Genomic DNA, 16,602 nt, shown 5'->3' with positions numbered 1-16,602 from the left:
GATGCAGTGCTTAGAAGTTCACGCCGACGCTGAGCGCAACGAAGTCGCGATCATCCACGGTGCTGTACTTGCCGCCAAAGAAGTTGGTGTAGGCGAGGCTCGCGGTGTAGGTGTTCTGGTACTCGGCATCGAGACCCAGGCTGACCGCTTTGCGACCTTCCTCGAAGTTGCCGCCAGGGCCTGGCGAGTAACCGCTGACGTCATGCGACCAGGCGACGTTGGGCTTGAGGTTCACACCGGCGAAGACGTCCGGGTATTCCCAGATGGCGCGGGCGCGGTAGCCCCAGGAGTTGGCGGTGGTGAAACCGTCGTTGTTGCAGTTGGAGCTACGGTTGTTGGTCGCAGCACCTGGCCCGGCACCGTTGATGGTGGAGGTGTTAAGAATCTGCGAGCAGGTGTCCAGACCGCCCGTGGCGGGCAGTTCGCCTGGGCCGAAGACCGGATCGCGGCCATAACGGACATCGGACGTGCTTTCGAGGCCACCGACGTGAGTCAGTCCGACTTCACCCACCACAGTCAGACGCTGGGCGCCCATGACCTGATCGAAGAAGTGCGTGAAAGTGGTCTGGATCTGGGTGATTTCCTTGCGGCGATAGCCGTGCAGGTCTTCCCCTGGAACACCCTGGAGCAACGAAGCGTTGGTCAGCGCGCCACCCAGCGGACGAACACCGGCGAAGAGGATATCGGTGGAGTTCAACTGCACCGGCGCATTCGGCCGGTAGCTGATCTCACCGCTCCACGCCGTACCGGTAGGCAGGGTGGTGGAGAAGCTCAGGCCATAGAGGCGGATGTCTTCCGGGTACTCGACGAAGTACTGCGAATTACCCGCGACCAGCAGCGGCCCGAGGGCCTGGAACGGACCGGGCAATGCCTTGACGCCGTTGTAGACCGACTGCGGAGCACCAGTGGCACTGAAGATCGGCGCACGGCTGTGGTAGTTCATGAAGTAGGCACCGAACTCGGTGTCCAGCGGATCGAACATGTACTTGAACGCCGCCCCCCACTGGCCGCTGTTACTCGCCTCGCGGTCTTGCCCGCGACGCACCAGCACGCCCTCTTCGTTGACGTTGACACCGTTCGCGGCCAATGGCCCCAAGGCGACGGCGGGGATGGTCGAACGCTTGTTCAGGACGCGCAGGTTGTCGGTGCAACCGTTGGCAATGATGTCTGGCTGCGAGAAGAAGGTACCGCAGTTGTCGACAACGGTCTGGTCCCAGCCGATCTGGTAGAACGCTTGAGCCGACAGATTCTCGGTCAGGCTTTGCGAGATGTAGAACATGTTGACCGGGATCAGGCCTTCCTTGATCTCGGCACCGGGACGACGGAATGCAGACACGTCGATCGGGTTGATCGAGTTGATGCCGCCGCCGATGAAGGTACTTTCACCCCAGTTGACCACCTGTTTGCCCAAGCGCACGGAACCCGGCTCATCGGCAATGGAGTAGTTGTGGTAGACGAAGGCGTCGAGGATTTCCCCACCCGACGACTTGGCGCCTTCCTTGCGTCCCTCATTACTGACGTTCTTGAATTCCAGGTCCTGGTTTTGCAGCGCGAAGTCGTACCAGTATTTACCGCGCACGAAGACGCCGGTATCGCCGTATTTCAGCTCAAGGTCATGGATGCCCTTGAAGATTTTCGAAAAGGCTTGCCCGCTCTTGAAGTTCAAGTGCCCGTCATCGGAGGTCTGGGACAGGCCCTTGCCACCGTTGTTGACACCGATCAGGTTCTTGTTCGGTTGCTGGGTAGACACGCTCATGCCCAGGGAGAGGGACGAGTCGAACTGACCTTCGATTTCACCGACGTTGAAACTGACGCCGAATGCGGGTCCGGCGAGCGTAGAGGCGAGACTGACTGCCAGAGGCAGTTTCGCCCGGCGCCAGAACTGGTTTATTGATGTCATCGACGCTACTCCATGTGCTTTATTGTTATGGCATTGAGCACTTCTAAAAACGCTCTGAATAACGGGGAGCCCATGTCGTCCCGAAGTCATCCAAAGTTGCATCGCCCCGTTTTGTGCGTTTGCCCCGTTCTTAAAAATCCTTGAGCGGACTATAGCCAGCAGGTAGTACTGCTTGATCCCTCTAAAGTGTGATTTGCAGCCCCCACCACTCTGGAACAGTCCTGTTGCCAATCCGACAGATGTCGGCCTGGCAAGGATGGCTGAAAATTCTGAATAAACAAGCCAAGCGCTTGCTTGGTGGGCTTGCCGGGCCCTTTCGGGCCCGACAAAGGACGCTTACAGCGTCGAAAGGAAGGTGCTGTTGCTGGCCTGCCATTGTGCGATGTCGACGCGGATACGCTTCTTGTCGAGCTTGCCGACACTGGTCTTGGGAATTTCAGTAACAAGGGCGATCTGGCTCGGGATGGCCCACTTGCTCAGGTGCCCCAGTTCGACGAAAGGCTTGAGGTGTTCCTTGAGTTCCCTGGCGCCTATTGCATGGCCTTCACGGAGCACCAGCAAGGCAAACGGGCGCTCGCCCCATTGCGGGTCAGGGATACCGACCACTGCTACTTCCCGTACCCCCGGATGGCGGCTGATCAGGTCTTCGAGGTCGAGGGAGGAAATCCACTCGCCACCGGTCTTGATCACATCCTTGATCCGGTCACGGATGTCGATCACCCCCATGCTGTCCAGGGTCGCCACGTCGCCCGTGTGCAGCCAGCCCCCGGCCCAGAGCTCTTTGCCCTTCTCGGGTTCGTTGAAATAACCTTCGGTGAGCCACGGCGCACGCAGCACCAGTTCGCCCTGGGACTCGCCGTCGGCCGGCAGGAAGTTGCCATCAGCGTCGATGATCGCCGCTTCCACCAAGGGACCCGGCACGCCAGCCTTGATGCGATACGTGGTGCGTTCGTCTTCGGTGCCGGCCATCAGCTCATCGTTAAGGTGAGCGCAGGACACCAGCGGACCGGTTTCCGACATGCCATATGCGGCGGTCAACTGAATGCCCTTGGCCTTGGCCGCTTCGTACAGCGCGCGGTTCAGGGCGCTGCCGCCGATGACGATTTTCCAGCCGCCGAAATCCGTGCCTTGCGCGGACTTGGCGTTGAGGACCATTTGCAGGATGGTCGGCACGCAATGGGAGAAGCTGACCTTTTCCTTGCGCCACAACTCCACCAGGTATTCCGGGTCGTAGCGGCCGGGGTAAACCTGCTTGAGCCCCAGCATGGTCGCCACGTACGGCAAGCCCCAGGCATGCACGTGGAACATCGGGGTGATCGGCATGTACACGTCGTTGGTGCCCAGCAGGCGCACGCTGTCGATGCTGCCCATGATCGTCGACACGCCCATGGTGTGCAGCACCAGTTGCCGATGGGTGAAATACACGCCCTTGGGATTGCCGGTGGTGCCGGTGGTGTAGAAGGTGGTCGCCACCGAATTTTCATCGAAATCTTCGAAGGTGTACTGGGTGCTCGCGGCAGCCAGCAGTTGCTCGTACTCGCCGACCAGGTTGGGCAAGTCGGCGTTTTTTTCCGGCAGATCGGTGAGCAGCAGGGTTTTCTCGACCGTGGTCAGGTGCCCGGCAAGCGCCTGGTACAGCCCGACGAACTCACTGTTGACCAGCACGAAGCGGTCCTCGGCGTGGTTCATGGTGTAGAGAATCTGTTCGGGCGACAGGCGCACGTTGATGGTGTGGATCACCGCACCGATCATCGGGATGGCAAACATGCATTCGAGGTAGCGATGGCTGTCCCAGTCCATCACGGCCACGGTATCCCCGGCCTTGACCCCGGCCGCCGTGAGCACGTTGGCCAGCCGCGCGACACGCTCGATGAGGGTCGGGTAGCTGTAGCGCAACTGGTCGCGGTAGACAATCTCGCGGGTTTTCTCGTAACGGCTGCCGGACATCAGCAGCCGCTTGATCAACAGCGGGTATTGATAAGCGCCTTCGGCTGGCGGAATAACGCGCGTCTCCAACATAAGCATCCCTTTATCTGACTACACGGTCGTGACTGAAAAGATAAGCACTTTAGTCAGCCGGAGCGCCAGCTAAATCAGCCAAAGGGATGATTTGCAGAGCCGTACAAATGCTAGCTTTGCGCCAGCATTTGTTTCCGAGAGTGGATCAATGCATCTCGGTCAGGGCCAGCTTCACGCCGATGGCGATCAGCACCACGCCCATCGTGCGGTCGAACCAGTGGCCCATGCGGGCAAAACCGGCCCGTACGCGCTGTTGGCTGAACAGCATCGCCACCAGGCAGAACCAGATTGCGGTGGCCGCAGCCAGGTAAACGCCGTAACCGGCCTGAATCGCCAGCGGTGTATGCGGGTTGATCACCACGGTAAACAGCGACAGGAAAAACAGCGTGGCTTTGGGGTTCAGGCCGTTGGTCACGAAACCTGAGGTAAATGCGCCGCGGGCGGTGCGCTCGCCGGCTTCCTTGTGCAGGTTTTCAGTGGCAGGTTTCGCTGGCTGCGCGCGCAGGGCCTTGAAGCCGATGTACAGCAAGTAGGCAGCCGCCAGCCATTTCAGCGCGTTGAACAACATGATCGACTGCGAGACGATCAGGCCGATACCGAGCAACGAGTAGCCCACGTGCAGGAAAATCGCCGAGCCGACACCCAGCGCCGTCCAGGTCCCGGCGCGACGACCGTGGGTCACGGCCTCACGCACCACCACGGCAAAGTCCGGACCAGGGCTTGCCACGGCAAGCAGGTGAATCAGGGCAACGGTCAAAAACTCTGTCCAGTACATGGGGGGCTCCTTTAGGCCAGGCCGATCAATCGAAGATTTCTTGGTCAAACTTCATACCGGTGGCGAGGGAGCTTGCTCCCGCTGGGTTGCGAAGCAGCCCTGAACCCTGCAACCGCGTTTCGTCAGGTGTACCGCGTTGGCGGCTTTGCGACTGCTGCGCACTCGAGCGGGAGCAAGCCCCCTCGCCACAGTTTTGGTGTCTGTTTTAGCTCAGGGCATAACAACTTGTTTCATCTGGTAGGCTCGGCAGAGTACGCCTTCAGACTCCTGCGCAAAAGGTACAGTTAATGACGAACAATCGCCGCGCCGTATTCCTCGACCACAGTTCACTGGACCTCGGCGACCTCGACCTCAGTGGGTTGCAGCAGTGCTTCGATGACTTGCAGCTGCGCTCACTGACCACGCCCGACAACATCGTCGAACGGCTGCAAGGCGCCAGCGTGGCAATCAGCAATAAAGTCCCGCTGAACGCCGAAACCCTCAAGGCCTGCCCCGAACTGCAGCTGATCCTGATCGCCGCCACCGGCACCAACAATGTCGACTTGGCCGCCGCCCGCGCCCAAGGGATTACCGTGAGCAACTGCCAGGGTTATGGCACGCCGTCGGTGGCGCAGCACACGATCATGTTGCTGCTGAACCTCGCCACCCGCCTGAGCGATTACCAGAAAGCCGTCGCTGAAGGTCGCTGGCAGCAGGCCAAACAATTCTGCCTGCTGGATTTCCCGATCGTCGAACTCGAAGGCAAAACCCTCGGCCTGCTCGGCCATGGTGAATTGGGTGGCGCCGTCGCGCGGCTAGCCGAAGCCTTTGGCATGCGCGTGTTGCTCGGCCAATTGCCTGGGCGGCCGGCCCGCGCCGACCGCTTGCCGCTGGATGAGCTGCTGCCGCAAATCGACGCGCTGACCCTGCACTGCCCGCTCAACGAACATACCCGTAACTTCATTGGTGCCCGCGAACTGGCGCTGCTCAAACCCGGCGCCTTTGTGGTCAATACCGCACGCGGTGGACTGATCGACGAACAGGCCTTGGCCGATGCGTTGCGCAACGGGCATCTGGGCGGCGCGGCGACCGACGTCCTGAGTGTCGAGCCCCCTACCGCCGGCAATCCGCTGTTGGCCGCCGACATCCCGCGCTTGATCGTCACCCCGCACAACGCCTGGGGCAGCCGCGAAGCGCGACAGAGGATTGTCGGTCAACTGACCGAAAACGCCCAAGGCTTCTTCAGCGGTACAGCGCGGCGGGTCGTCAGTTGATAAACTGCCGCACTTTTTTTCAAGGAGCAGAGTATGGATCCGCGCAGTGAAGTACTGCTTCGTCAGGCTGAGTTGTTTCAAGGCGAGTTGCTGCTGGCCGGTTTGCCCGCCGATGACTTGCTGGGCAAATTGCCCAACGCTCACGGCTGGTGCTGGCACGCAGGTGATCAAGCGGCGCTGGACGCACGCTTTGCCGAGCGCAGCCACTTTGGCGTGAATGCTCCGAGCCGCGAATTTGAAACGGCGGTGGTGTTCCTGCCCAAATCCAAGGACCTGACCGATTACATCCTCAATGCCCTCGCCTCGCGCCTGGCCGGTCGCGAGCTGTACCTGGTGGGTGAAAAACGCAGCGGCATCGAAGGCGCGGCCAAACAGCTGAGCCCCTTCGGTAAACCGCGAAAGCTCGACAGCGCCCGCCACTGCCAGCTCTGGCAGGTCACCGTGGCCAATGCGCCCGAGGCCAAATCGCTGGAAAGCCTGGCGCAGGAATACGAACTGCCGCTGGCTGAAGGCCCACTGAAAGTGATCAGCCTGCCGGGCGTGTTCAGTCACGGTCGACTGGATCGCGGCAGCGCGCTGCTGCTCGAACACCTGGACAAACTGCCAAGCGGTCACTTGCTGGATTTCGGTTGCGGTGCTGGCGTGTTGGGCGCGGCGGTGAAACGGCGTTATCCACACAACACCGTCACCCTGCTCGACGTTGATGCGTTCGCCGCGGCCAGCAGTCGCCTGACATTGGCGGCCAACGGCCTGGAGGCCGAGGTGCTGACCGGCGATGGCATCGACGCTGCACCGATGGGTTTGAGCGCGATTCTGAGCAATCCGCCGTTTCATGTCGGGGTTCACACCGATTATCACGCCACCGAGAATCTGCTACGAAAAGCAGCCAAACATCTGAAAAACGGCGGCGAACTTCGCTTGGTGGCCAACAGCTTCCTGAAATATCAGCCACTGATCGAGGAGCATCTCGGTGTGTGCGCGATCAAGGCTGAAGGGCAAGGTTTCCGGATCTATCGGGCCAAGCGCGGCTAGAAATTAGCGCTTGCCGAATGGCTTTTGCCTAGGCAGAATCCGCTCCGTCCTAGGGGAGTAGTCTCCCACGAGCGCCATGCTCGTCCGGCATACGTCAACATACTTGGTCCTCAGACCATGGCGTATGCGACCCAAGCGTCCACTCAGATGGATCGCAGGGTTTGACAAGACCTATGACACGCACACCTTACCCGGGGCGGGAAGGCTGTACGTGTCATAGCCGTGTCGACCCGCCCCTTAGGAAAACCCTGATGCTGGATTCTCTTCTCGTTCCCACCGCCGTCGTTGCCTTGGCTGAAATCGGCGACAAGACGCAACTGCTCGCGCTCATTCTCGCCGCACGCTTTCGCAAGCCCTGGCCGATTATCGCCGGCATCGTCGCTGCAACCCTGGCCAACCACGCGGCGGCGGGTGCTGTCGGTGCCTGGTTCGGGAGTTTCTTCTCGGATGCGACGCTGCACTGGATCCTCGCCGCAAGCTTTACCGCGACCGCGCTGTGGACCCTGGTGCCGGACAAGATGGATGAGGACGAAGCCAGCACTGCGCGCAAATTCGGGCCGTTCCTGACCACGCTGATTGCGTTCTTCCTCGCCGAGATCGGTGACAAGACCCAGATCGCCACCGTGATGCTCGCCGCTCAGTACCCTGAGTTGTGGCTGGTGGTCATTGGCACCACGCTCGGCATGCTGATTGCCAACGTGCCGGTGGTGCTGGCGGGTAATTTTGCCGCAGACAAACTGCCCCTGACCCTGATCCGCCGCCTGGCAGCATCGGCGTTCTTCATCCTGGCCATCGTCGCGGTGTACAAGGCGATGCAGAGCAGCGGGTGGGTGTAACACTCTCGACTGACATGTCACTGCCTGGCAGATAACTGTGGCGAGGGGGCTTGCCCCCGTTGGGGTGCGAAGCAGCCCTCACCCCTGCAACCGAGATCCGCCAGATACACCGCACTCGCTGGCTTTGCGACTGCTGCGCACTGGAGCGCCAGCCCGGTCGAACGGGGGCAAGCCCCCTCGCCACAAGAGCTGCACGACTTCAGCTCTTGTGGCTCACTTCAGGATTCAGGATTTTTTGGCCTTCAGGTAAAGCGGCATGACTTTCGGAATCGCTGCCTGGAGCGACGCAACCCGGCTGCTGGATGCCGGGTGAGTGCTCATGAATTCTGGCGGCGAACCTTCGGAAGCCTTGCTCATCTTGTCCCACAGGGTGATCGCCGCGTTCGGGTTGTAGCCGGCGCGGGCGGCCAGTTCCAGGCCGATCAGGTCAGCTTCGTTTTCATTGGCGCGGCTGTTGGGCAAGGTCATGCCGTAGTTGGCCACGGTGTCGGCCAGGGCCAGCGTGTCCTGCCCCAACCCGAGCAAGGCACCGGCGCCCTGCTTGGCCATTTCGATGCCATAGGCCTTGGACATCGCTTCACGACCATGCTCACGCAAGGCGTGGGCGATTTCATGGCCCATGACTGCGGCGATTTCATCGTCAGTGAGTTTCAGGCTGTCGATCAACCCGGTATAGAAAATGATCTTGCCGCCAGGACCGCAGTTGGCGTTGAGCTCGTCACTCTTGATCAGATTGACTTCCCACGTCCACTGCGCCGAATCAGGACGGAAGACCGGTGCCTGCGCGATCAGCCGATTGGCAATCGCCTGGACCCGCTTGGCCTCGCTGCTGTTCTTGTCCAGCACACCCTTGTTGCTCGCCTCACCCACAGTCTTTTGGTAGGACTGGGCATACATCTGGTTGACCTCATCGGTCGACAGCATGCTGAACATGTACTGCTTGCGCTCCACGCCCACCGCGCCGCCGTTGGTGGTGTTGACCGACTGGCAACCACTGAGCAGCAGACTTGCACCCAGTGCACACAAAACCAATGCCTTACTCATGAACAGCCTCCCTGGAAATATGGCGCGTATCCTAGGCGGTGCTTTGTATCAGCGCTAGATACAACAGACATGTAGCACGTCATTTACCGATACATTCCCCCTCACTGTCGCAATAAATTCATAAAACACTGTCCCCGAGAACACCCGGGCCTGACACCTGTCTCTATGCGACCCGCACAGATCAAAAACAGTCATCGGCAAAAAAACCGCTCATGGACCGCCTCACGTGCGCCGATACAACCCGGCAGACGTCATATTGCGTGCGGAGTCTTTATGAAATTCAAGTCGATCCAGTTTTCTGTCGCCGCGCTTGCCGGCGCCATTGTGCTCAGCGTGGTGGCTGCGCTGGTGCTGTATGCACTGTTTTCCGGCGCGCGAACCCAGGAGATGGTCCAGCAGCGGACCCAGGCGCAATTCGAGCAAGTCATCGAGCAACGCCTGCGTGGGTTGGCGCAAACCCAGGTCAGTCAGATCCAGCGCGAACTCGAAGCGCCCCTGCTGATCGCCGGCGGTCTGGTTCGGGTCAACGCCTTGATCGGCTCCCAGGATGCCGACGGCAAACCGGCGCTGACCCTCAGCCGCGAACAGTTGATCAGCCTGATCAAGGAAAACGTCGCGAAAAATCCGAAGATTCTCGGCACGTACATCGGCTGGGAACCGAACGCACTGGATCACAATGACGCGGCCTACATCGGCAGTAAAACCGTCGGCATCGACGCCACCACCGGGCGCTTCCTGCCGTGGTGGTTCCGCAACGACAATGGCACGCTGGGCGTCGACAAGCTGGCGGATGTCAACGACCGTACCGTGTTGTCCACGGGTGTGCGCTCCAGTGAGTACTACCTGTGCTCCCAGGAAAGCAAAAAATCCTGTGTGATCGACCCGGCGCCTTACAAGGTCGGCGACAAAATCGTCATGCTCGCCTCCTTTATTGAACCGATCATGCTCAACGGCACCTTTCAGGGCATCGTCGGCGCTGACTTGTCGGTGAACTTCATTCAGGAAATGCTCCTGGCTGCGAACCAGAAGCTTTATAACGGTGCCGGCGAAATGGCCCTGATTGGCGGCAACCAGCGTCTGGTCGCCTACACCAAGGACCCGAGCAAGTTCGGCGAAAAGGTCAGCGACATCCTCGACGCCACTCAGGTTGCCAACCTCGGCAAGCTCAATCGCGGCGAAGTGACCTATAACGTCGACAAGGCCAATGGCAGGATCGAGCTGTACCTGCCATTCGGTATTGGTCAGACCGATGCACGCTGGACCCTGCTGCTGCAATTACCGTTGAACGCGGTCATGGCCGACCTGCAACAACTGCAAGGCGACCTGAACACCCAACGCAAGGCCGACACCTTTGGCATGGCCATGGTCGGCCTGGTGATTGCCGGCCTGGGCTTGCTGGTGATCTGGCTGGTGGGCCACGGTATCGCCCGACCGCTGAAGCAGATGGTCGCGATGCTCGATGACATCGCCCAGGGCGAAGGTGACCTGACGCGCCGCCTGAGCAGCGACCGCGCCGACGAACTCGGCTCGATCGCCAAGGGCTTCAATACCTTCCTCGCCAAGTTGCAGGCGATGATCACCCAAGTGGTGACCTCGGTGCAGAGCGTCAGCGATTCGTCCGAACACACCGCCGACATCGCCATTCGCACCAACCTCGGCGTGCACAAGCAAATGGCCGAGATCGATCAGGTGGCCACCGCGGTGCAGGAAATGACCGCCACCGCCCAGGACGTGGCGCGCAATGCGACCCAGGCTGCCCAAGCCGCCAGCCACGCGGATCAGGCCGCCGCCCAGGGCATGCAGATCGTGCGCGACACCTCGACCTCGATTGGCGTGCTCGCGGTGGAAATCGGTAAAGCGGTCGGCGTGGTGCAAACCCTGGCCAAGGACAGCGAGAACATCAACGCGATCCTGATCGCCATTCGCGGGATTGCCGAACAGACTAACTTGTTGGCGTTGAACGCGGCCATCGAAGCCGCCCGCGCCGGTGAGCAAGGCCGGGGTTTTGCGGTGGTGGCCGATGAAGTGCGCAACCTGGCGCAGAAAACCCAGCAGGCGACTGAAGAAATCCAGTCGATGATTCAGCAGTTGCAGCAAGGCACGCGCGACGTGGTGCGGGTGATGGAAGACAGCCAGAACAAGACCGACGAAAGCGTGCAGCACGCGGCCAAGGCAGCGCAGGCGCTGGAGACCATCACTCAGGCGGTGTCGGTAATCAACGACATGAACACCCAGATCGCCAGCGCCGCCGAAGAGCAAAGCGCGGTTGCCGATGACATCAACCGCAACGTGATCAATATCGGTCAGGTGGCCAACGAAGTCGCGGGCGGCGCGGATGAATCGAGCGCGGCCAGCGCCGACCTGACCAAACTGGCCGAGCAGCAGCGGCGGTTGATCAATCAGTTCAAGGTCTAGAAATCGCCGGAAGGTCATGCGGACCTTATCGCGGGTAAGCCTTGCTCCTACAGAGGTGACCGGACCGCATAAAACGGCATGCCGCAGCACCGTAGGAGCAAGGCTTGCCCGCGATGGCGTCAGCACAGGCGCCACCCATCAGCCCGGCGTCAGGCATTCCGGCGCATTGAGTTTCGGATCATTCACCAGGTTCGCCAGCACCCGCTCGCGCAAGGCGGCCGGTTCGCTGGCAAGCAGCGCCTGCAAGGTGTGCAACGGGGTTTCGGGGTTGAGCCAGGCCTCTTGACCAGCGGCATCGAGAATCAACGGACGACGCTGATTCGAGGCGGCCTGAGTCACCACCGCCGTGCTCAGCCACACCTGTTCCTGCACCGGATACGCTTCCCAGATCGCCGCAAAAAACAGCGCCGAACCTTCGCCTGGCGTCAGCCAGTACGGGCGTTTACGGGTAGTGCCACGCCATTCATAGAAGCCGTTGGCCGGCAGCAGGCAGCGGCGCTGACGGAAAGCTTCGCGAAACATCGGTTGCTCGGCGACGGTCTCTGCCCGCGCATGGGCCGGGGTTTTCGACAGGTCGGTCAGCCACGGCGGCGTCAGCCCCCAACGCGCGCGGGCCAGCGTGCGCTGCCCCGCCTCGGCGCGCAGGATCAGCACCGAATCATTGGGCGAAATATTCCACTGCGCCTGCTGATCGGCCGGGAAGCCGGGCAAGGCCGCGAACGCGGGGTTCCAACGAAACAGGGCAAAACGTCCACACATGGGGCAACACGACTCTGAACAAAAACGGACGTCAGCCTAACAGACCAGGACGTCGGGGAAGCTATCCGGTTCGTCGCCGGGCATTGGCAGTGCGGCATTGTACGCAGCGATCAACTCGCGCGCGTATTGCGCCTGATCGTTATCCACCGCCAGTCCAAGCAGCCCGAACACCGGCAACTCGCCCGCGCCGCCCAGCAGATCACGCCCCACCAGATGCGCCTCAACCCCTTCGCTGGCCAACATGCCCTGCAACAACTCACCTTCCATCAGGTTTTCCGGTTCGTAAATGCGCTGCATAGCCGCCACCCTTCACTCGTTTTCGCTGTGAACTTCGAGCATCCATTCATGACCATCGGTCTGCAGAGTAAATGTGATAGGCCGACAACACACGGGGCAATCCTCGATATACGTCTGATCCCCTCCCGACAAATCCAGAACTGCCTCTGACTCTTCACCACAATAAGGACATTCGTAGCGCTCGGTTTCCAGCATCGCGGTCTCCCAAGTGACTTGTGCGTATAATCGCCGGTCTATTTGCAGGGCCATTTTTGTTTGAGCGTATTTTTCAGACTGTACTCCTGCCGTAATCGATCCAATCCATTACTTACCCTAGCCGTTTCTAACAAGAGAGCATGATGGGCGAATTCGATACCATCCGACCTTACGACGACAGCGAAGTCCCGGCGGTGCTGGCACGGTTGCTGGGCGACAAGGCGTTTCTAGATATCCTCACCCACTTCCGCTTCCCGCGTTTTGCCGGTGCTTTTGGCTGGATGCTCAAACCACTTATAGCTTATCGGCTGCGCCGTGAGTTTGCCGGCGTCCGTTCGGTTGCAACCTTGCAGGACAAGGTCGAGTTTTATGTCGACCACACCATCGAGCGGGCCACCGACGGCGTGACCTATACCGGCGTCGAGCAATTCAAGTCCGGCCGCGCCTATCTGTTCCTGGCCAACCACCGTGACATCGTGATGGACCCGGCCTTCGTCAACTACGCGATCTACCACGCCGGCCTGCCGACGCCGCGCATCGCGATTGGCGACAACCTGCTGCAAAAGCCCTTCGTCAGCGATCTGATGCGCCTGAACAAGAGCTTTATCGTGCACCGCTCCATCAGCGGTCGGCGCGAGAAGATGGCGGCGTATCAGTTGCTCTCGGCCTATATCAATCACTCGATCCTCAACGACTGCCAGTCGATCTGGATCGCCCAGGCCGAAGGCCGCGCCAAGGACGGTGACGACCGTACCGAGTCGGCGATCCTCAAGATGTTCCACATGAGCCGCAAGGACGAGCCGTTTGGCGAGGTCATCCAGTCGCTGAACCTGACACCGGTGTCGATCAGCTACGAGTACGACCCGTGCGATCAGGCCAAGGCCCGCGAGCTGTACATCCGCGCTACCACCGGTAGCTACACCAAGGTGCCCGGCGAGGACGATGCAAGCATCGCCAAAGGCATCACCGGCTACAAAGGCCGGGTCCACGTGAACTTCGCGGCACCGATCAGCGAGCTGTTCGAAGACACCAAGCAACTGGCAATCGAGATGGACCGGCAGATCCTCGGCGGTTACCGGTTGTTCCCGGTGCACTACCTGGCGTACGCCCAATGGAGCAACGCCGACCCGCAACTGCAGGTGCCGAGCGCAGCCACACTGTTCCCGGCCGAGGAACTGGCCAAGGCCCAGCAAGAGTGGCAAAGCCGCCTCGACGCCTGCCCCGAGGAACATCGGCCGTTCCTGGTGCTGCAATACGCAACACCGGTGCGCAATCAGTACCGGGTCAAAGCGGGTTTGCCGCTGTAAGGTTTCGGCTGAATACAAAAACGGCGCCTCGGGGCGCCGTTTTCATGTGCGATGCGAATCTCAAAAATGCCGGCTGATCCACGACAGCAATAGCGCCAAGGCCAGGCAGGCAAAGCCGAAACGGTAGCAAAACCGGTTCAGGCGCAGCGTCGCGCTTTCCGGAAACAGCAACGGTTCATCGATCGCCCGTACCGCGCTTTGTGCTTCCAGGTTCTTCAGCGCCAGCCGCTCGCGGCGACGGGTCACGTGCAACAGCCATGCACCGGGCAAGGCGATCAACAACGCAAAAAGATTCATCAGGCTCCCGGGATGAGCGCTGACAGCAGACCAGCTCATATGCAGCGACATCATGCCCCTCACGTAAAAAACAGCACTTGTGGCCTGAAAACAGCGGCAAGTGGCCAGACGCTTTTTACGCCCCGCGCTTTGCACTCCAGTGACCGGTAATTTACTGATTAATGCGCACTGTCACCTGAACGTCACCTTAACAAGCCAGTCTGTCGCCCCTCGAAACCGACACGGAGCCTGTCATGCTGCACGCAGAAATCCAGGATCGCCTCTACCTCATCACCCAAAGCGACGAACAACAAAACCTCATCGGCAGCCTCGCCTTCAACGTCCAGGACCGCCACTGGCTCGTCTACTGCGCCCTGGGCGGCCACCCACACGCCGACCTGCCGGAAACCGACCTGTTGACCGGCGTGAGCATGCTGGATTTCTATGTAGAAGCGGCCTAGAAGCCGCGTTACCCCGTCAAAAAGCCAAGATCAAAAGATCGCAGCCTGCGGATATCCCCCACCCACAACGAAGTGACGCGCCCCAACCACTCAACAGGCCGAGCGTTAGCTCGCCTGCCGCTGTTGATCTTGATCCACCCGCCCCTATCGGGAGGCCGAGCGCAGGTGTTCATCAGGGGGTGGGCGCGCAGCGCCGTACGGCGCAGCCGGACACATCGAGAGGAGGTCGTCGCGCAGCAGACCGTAGGCGATGCCCCCTGATGGACACCGTAGCGAGGGAACGCCGAGCCTAAGCGAGGTGCCGTACGCTTGGGGCGAAGACCTTTGCTTCCTTTGGGGCGTCTGCCAAAGGGAGTCGCTGTAAGAGCGAAACCGTAAGTGGCCGTTACCGCAGGAATGGATATGTACACCTGCAAGAGATTGGTCGGCTGTCAGGCCGCCATCGCGGGCAAGCCCGGCTCCTACAGAAAGCCTCCCCCCAAAAAACCGGCAGGCACAAAAAAACCCGGAGCCATCACTGACACCGGGGTTTTGAGGATAACCAGCCGTTATTGGGCGAGCATCTGACCCACCGTCGGATCCTTGAACAACCGGGTCAACGCATCACTCAACACATCACTCACCAGCTTGGTGTTGGTTTCCTGATTCGGCGCCATACCAAAACGCTGATTCAGCGACGCCGCATAACGGCCACTGTAACGATGGTTGGCATTCTGCACATCAGAGCGGAAAGCCGCGCCAATCGTCGCCTCAGTCACATACATGCCTTCTTTGGGCGACTGATACGTCAGTTCTGCCAGCGTCACCGTCAACTGCGGCACGTTGTAAGCATTAGGCGTTGGCGTGAAACCCAGCAAACGCACAGCCGCTTCGGCCTGGGCCTGCAGCTTCGGCAGAATTTGCGCACCTTGCACCGTGATTGCGCTGGTTTCAGGGTACAGGCCACCACGAGTGCCCAAGGTTGGCGACGGACGGCCATCAACCACCCTCACCACCACCGGCTGACCATGTCCGACCGGCGCCAACTGAGTCGTCAGTTTCGGCTCCGGGGCTAGTTGTTGCGGGCTGTTGGCGCAGCCAACCAGGGTCAAGCTGGTCACAGTGATCAAACCGAACAACAGGCGTTGCAACATGCGCTACTCTCCAGATACAAATACAGACAGACCCGCAGTATAGCGGGGGGCAGCACCTTCGAACCAGCAACCCTGAACACTTGCTGAAGAGATACGCAATGTCACGTGTATCGGGTGCTCCGTAACGCCAGTGTCATGCCACACTGCTAACTTCAAGGCCGTCTCACCTCGAGGGCATTGCCATGCAATTTCTTTGGTCGCTGTTTGCTTCACGCCGCAAATATCGCTACTTCGCCCAGCTCGACAGCAATCAATGCTGCCTGGCGTTCAAGCACTGTCGCGTGCCGCCAGAGGGCGATGGTTGGGTGGAAATCGAAGAGATTCGTCTCAACTGGCTGCACCAGCCGCTGCCGGCCAGCGCCCGTCTGAGCCCGCGCAATGCTCATGCACGGTTGCATGCCGTTTAGCCCACCTGACCGAATGGCTAATAAAAGTCATTAAACACGACCATTTCCCTGCGTTTCTTCGCTACAATCTCCCCCCGATTATAAGGACGTCTCCTGATCGGGCCTCGCAGCATCGTCAATGCGCTTGTATTGACAACCCCCGCACCGCCCACAGAGAGCCGCCCACACAGATCGAGTGAAGCTGGCGAGCTTGCTGTTTATCCTGCAAACCACCACTTTTCGCGAATCTGCCAGAGCTGTCGTTACGCTCGGTCACTGAGCTGTTTGCCCGTTTTGCCTGCCCTGTATCCCATGGCGGCAATCCATGCGGACACGGTGCCAGGCTGGGACAGCCCTTTTTTGAGGTTCACGTCTTCAAAAGAGCGTGAAAAAAACGGGTTTTCACAACTTCACAAGAGTGTGGCGAGCAAATGAATAGTTTTGCGTCTGAATATGCACCATTAGCGTCTACAACAGCCCAACGACACAGGACCGAGTACTCCTCAAGAACTGG

The 16,602-nt window shown here is 60.1% G+C and carries 16 protein-coding genes and 1 riboswitch; of the genes, 7 read left to right on the top strand and 9 right to left on the bottom strand.

Annotated features, from left to right (window positions below; all coding sequences use genetic code 11):
- Positions 1–10 precede the first annotated feature (10 nt).
- The 3 genes from AABM55_RS04535 to AABM55_RS04525 form a co-directional block, all read right to left on the bottom strand.
- The gene (locus AABM55_RS04535; RefSeq protein ID WP_054595666.1) at positions 11–1,900 is read right to left on the bottom strand and encodes a DUF1302 domain-containing protein; all 1,890 of its coding nucleotides are present in this window, start codon (positions 1,898–1,900) and stop codon (positions 11–13) included.
- A gap of 336 nt (positions 1,901–2,236) precedes the next feature.
- On the bottom strand, positions 2,237–3,919 hold the full coding sequence (locus tag AABM55_RS04530; RefSeq protein ID WP_347928925.1) for a fatty acid--CoA ligase: 1,683 nt from the start codon (positions 3,917–3,919) through the stop codon (positions 2,237–2,239).
- Positions 3,920–4,064: 145 nt separating this feature from the next.
- The gene (locus AABM55_RS04525) at positions 4,065–4,694 is read right to left on the bottom strand and encodes a LysE family translocator (protein ID WP_054595664.1); all 630 of its coding nucleotides are present in this window, start codon (positions 4,692–4,694) and stop codon (positions 4,065–4,067) included.
- A 287-nt stretch (positions 4,695–4,981) separates the two neighbouring features.
- Between AABM55_RS04525 and AABM55_RS04520 the strand changes: the two genes are divergently transcribed.
- From AABM55_RS04520 to AABM55_RS04510, 3 genes are all read left to right on the top strand, one after another.
- Complete coding sequence (locus tag AABM55_RS04520) at positions 4,982–5,947, top strand: 2-hydroxyacid dehydrogenase (protein ID WP_054595663.1); 966 nt, start codon at positions 4,982–4,984, stop codon at positions 5,945–5,947.
- Between the two features lie 33 nt (positions 5,948–5,980).
- Positions 5,981–6,979, top strand: coding sequence for a class I SAM-dependent methyltransferase (locus AABM55_RS04515; protein ID WP_054595662.1), 999 nt, complete (start codon positions 5,981–5,983; stop codon positions 6,977–6,979).
- Positions 6,980–7,019: 40 nt separating this feature from the next.
- Positions 7,020–7,141, top strand: a riboswitch (yybP-ykoY riboswitch).
- 89 nt (positions 7,142–7,230) lie between these two features.
- A complete protein-coding gene (locus tag AABM55_RS04510) occupies positions 7,231–7,815 on the top strand; it encodes a TMEM165/GDT1 family protein (RefSeq protein ID WP_054595661.1) in 585 nt (194 codons plus the stop codon).
- A gap of 225 nt (positions 7,816–8,040) precedes the next feature.
- On the opposite strand, the gene AABM55_RS04505 is transcribed toward AABM55_RS04510, so the two are convergent.
- A complete protein-coding gene (locus tag AABM55_RS04505; RefSeq protein WP_054595660.1) occupies positions 8,041–8,859 on the bottom strand; it encodes a M48 family metallopeptidase in 819 nt (272 codons plus the stop codon).
- Positions 8,860–9,132: 273 nt separating this feature from the next.
- Between AABM55_RS04505 and AABM55_RS04500 the strand changes: the two genes are divergently transcribed.
- Positions 9,133–11,274, top strand: coding sequence for a methyl-accepting chemotaxis protein (locus tag AABM55_RS04500; protein ID WP_054595659.1), 2,142 nt, complete (start codon positions 9,133–9,135; stop codon positions 11,272–11,274).
- Positions 11,275–11,412: 138 nt separating this feature from the next.
- Here the strand turns inward: AABM55_RS04500 and AABM55_RS04495 are convergent, their stop codons facing one another.
- Genes AABM55_RS04495 through AABM55_RS04485 form a run of 3 tightly spaced genes read right to left on the bottom strand, consistent with a single transcriptional unit; the run spans position 11,413 to position 12,525 of the window.
- Positions 11,413–12,033 (bottom strand): SOS response-associated peptidase, encoded by a 621-nt coding sequence (locus AABM55_RS04495; RefSeq protein WP_054595658.1) that lies wholly within the window; start codon positions 12,031–12,033, stop codon positions 11,413–11,415.
- Between the two features lie 36 nt (positions 12,034–12,069).
- Positions 12,070–12,330 carry a DUF2007 domain-containing protein gene (locus AABM55_RS04490; RefSeq protein WP_054595657.1) on the bottom strand — a complete coding sequence of 87 codons (261 nt, stop codon included), beginning with the start codon at positions 12,328–12,330 and terminating at the stop codon, positions 12,070–12,072.
- A gap of 12 nt (positions 12,331–12,342) precedes the next feature.
- Positions 12,343–12,525, bottom strand: a complete 183-nt coding sequence (locus AABM55_RS04485) for a CPXCG motif-containing cysteine-rich protein (RefSeq protein WP_081013733.1) — start codon at positions 12,523–12,525, stop codon at positions 12,343–12,345.
- A 140-nt stretch (positions 12,526–12,665) separates the two neighbouring features.
- Here AABM55_RS04485 and AABM55_RS04480 point away from each other — a divergent pair, with 140 nt between their 5' ends.
- The gene (locus AABM55_RS04480) at positions 12,666–13,832 is read left to right on the top strand and encodes a 1-acyl-sn-glycerol-3-phosphate acyltransferase (protein ID WP_103320205.1); all 1,167 of its coding nucleotides are present in this window, start codon (positions 12,666–12,668) and stop codon (positions 13,830–13,832) included.
- A gap of 60 nt (positions 13,833–13,892) precedes the next feature.
- Here AABM55_RS04480 and AABM55_RS04475 read toward each other — a convergent pair whose 3' ends face one another.
- On the bottom strand, positions 13,893–14,180 hold the full coding sequence (locus tag AABM55_RS04475) for a hypothetical protein (protein WP_173859996.1): 288 nt from the start codon (positions 14,178–14,180) through the stop codon (positions 13,893–13,895).
- A 182-nt stretch (positions 14,181–14,362) separates the two neighbouring features.
- On the opposite strand from AABM55_RS04475, the gene AABM55_RS04470 reads away from it, so the two are divergent.
- Entirely contained in the window at positions 14,363–14,569 is a 207-nt protein-coding gene (locus AABM55_RS04470; protein WP_347928923.1) for a hypothetical protein, read from the top strand.
- Between the two features lie 548 nt (positions 14,570–15,117).
- Here AABM55_RS04470 and AABM55_RS04465 read toward each other — a convergent pair.
- Positions 15,118–15,702, bottom strand: coding sequence for a YajG family lipoprotein (locus tag AABM55_RS04465; protein ID WP_054595653.1), 585 nt, complete (start codon positions 15,700–15,702; stop codon positions 15,118–15,120).
- 182 nt (positions 15,703–15,884) lie between these two features.
- Here AABM55_RS04465 and AABM55_RS04460 point away from each other — a divergent pair, with 182 nt between their 5' ends.
- On the top strand, positions 15,885–16,109 hold the full coding sequence (locus AABM55_RS04460) for a hypothetical protein (protein WP_347928922.1): 225 nt from the start codon (positions 15,885–15,887) through the stop codon (positions 16,107–16,109).
- The last annotated feature ends 493 nt before the right edge of the window (positions 16,110–16,602 follow it).

It is taken from the genome of Pseudomonas helvetica (genome assembly GCF_039908645.1).
In the GTDB taxonomy this organism is placed as follows: domain Bacteria; phylum Pseudomonadota; class Gammaproteobacteria; order Pseudomonadales; family Pseudomonadaceae; genus Aquipseudomonas; species Aquipseudomonas helvetica.
This window is presented reverse-complemented; position numbering and strand designations above follow the sequence as displayed.